Source organism: Falsiroseomonas oryzae (assembly GCF_027856955.1).
In the GTDB taxonomy this organism is placed as follows: Bacteria; Pseudomonadota; Alphaproteobacteria; order Acetobacterales; family Acetobacteraceae; genus Falsiroseomonas; species Falsiroseomonas oryzae.
This window is the reverse complement of sequence record NZ_JAPSMD010000744.1, coordinates 1-1,534: the sequence shown is the minus strand read 5'-3', so window position 1 is coordinate 1,534 and position 1,534 is coordinate 1. Positions and strand designations below refer to the sequence as shown.

The window sequence follows — 1,534 nt, the reverse complement described above, 5'->3', positions numbered from 1 at the left end:
GCGCGTAGCTGGCGGAGGCGCGGCGCGATGGGGGGGATGGCGGCATCGAGGAGGCGCTGCGGCGCGAGGGCGGGGTGTAGCGCGGCGCCCGGACGCGCGGCGGGACTTGCGCCGGGGGCCGCCAACGCCTATCCGGCGCGCGCCCTTCGGACACCCGCCAGCGCGCCGACGCGCGACTGCAACAAGGACCGCCCCATGGCCATCGAGCGCACCTTCTCCATCATCAAGCCGGACGCGACCCGCCGGAACCTCACCGGCAAGATCAACGCGATCTTCGAGGAGAACGGCCTGCGCATCGTCGCCCAGAAGCGCATCTGGATGTCCCGGGCGCACGCCAAGGAGTTCTACAAGGTCCACGCCGCGCGCCCGTTCTACAACGACCTGGTGGACTTCATGGTCTCCGGCCCGGTCGTCGTGCAGGTGCTCGAGGGCGAGAACGCGGTGGCGAGGAACCGCGAGCTGATGGGCGCCACCAACCCCGCCAACGCGGCCGACGGCACGATCCGCAAGCTCTTCGCCGAGAGCATCGAGGCCAATTCCGTGCACGGCTCCGACAGCCCGGAGAACGCCGCGATCGAGATCGCCTACTTCTTCGCCGGCAACGAGATCGTCGGCTGATCCGGCGCCGGGCTGCGCCGCCGGCATGGCGGCGCCGCCGCGCTGGCTAACCTTACGTCAACCCGAAGCAGTCATCCTTCACGCAAGTTGCTTGAAGGAGGACGGTCATGCGGCGTTGGCGCGCCTCGATCGGTCTTCGCCTGGCCAGCGGTCTGCTGCTGCTCGGCGCCGTCGCGCTCGGCGCCGCCGGTGCCAGCCAGCTCGTACTGCAGCACCAGGCGGCCCGCTACGCGCAGGCGATGCGATATGCCGAGGCGGAGGCGCTGATCGAGCGCGTGCGCGTCGGCGTCTATGCCGTGGTGATGGAGAGCCGCGGCCTCTACCTCGCCGCCAATCGCGGGCAGGCGGAACGCTTCGCGCAGGGCCTCAACCGCCACCTGGACGAGATGCGCCAGGGCTGGGCCGCGCTGCGCTCCATGCTGCCGCCCGGCGAGGCGGAGCGCGCTGCCCGGCTCGAGACCGCCCTGGCGGAGTTCGTGCGGCTGCGCGCGGAACTCGCGCGGATCGGCGTGGAGCAGGGGCGGGAGGCGGCCGACCGCCTGGGCAACAACGACGCCAACCGGGCCAACCGCACCGCCTTCTCCGATGCGCTGGATGCGCTGGCGGTGTCGCTCTCCGGGGCGGTGGACCGGCTGCAGGCGGACGCCGCGGCGGAGGCGCGCGCCCTCGCGCTGCTCCTGCTCGCCGGCTCCGCCCTCGCCGTCGCGCTGCTGACCGGCGGCATGCTGTGGTTCGGCGTGCGCGACATCGCCCGTCCGCTGCGCAGCCTGTCCGGCGCGCTGCGCGACATGGCGGATGGCCGGCTGGACGGCACGAAGCTGCCACCCGCCGGGCCGGACGAGGTCGGCGCCATCGCCGCCGCCGTCGCGATCCTCCGCGGCCGCCTGGCCGAGAACGCCCGCCTCTCCGAGGCCGC

General features: G+C 73.3%; 2 protein-coding genes. Both read left to right on the top strand.

What is annotated here, in order from left to right; translation table 11 throughout:
- The first annotated feature begins 195 nt into the window (after positions 1–195).
- Positions 196–618 (top strand): nucleoside-diphosphate kinase, encoded by a 423-nt coding sequence (gene ndk / locus OZN99_RS31290; protein WP_270939099.1) that lies wholly within the window; start codon positions 196–198, stop codon positions 616–618.
- Between the two features lie 107 nt (positions 619–725).
- On the top strand, positions 726–1,534 hold an 809-nt coding region (locus OZN99_RS31285), incomplete at its 3' end, for a HAMP domain-containing protein (RefSeq protein ID WP_270939098.1).

Excerpts from the sequence above, each read along its gene's own strand:
- ndk (WP_270939099.1), top strand. The coding sequence starts at position 196 with ATGGCCATCGAGCGCACCTTCTCCATCATCAAGCCGGACGCGACCCGC.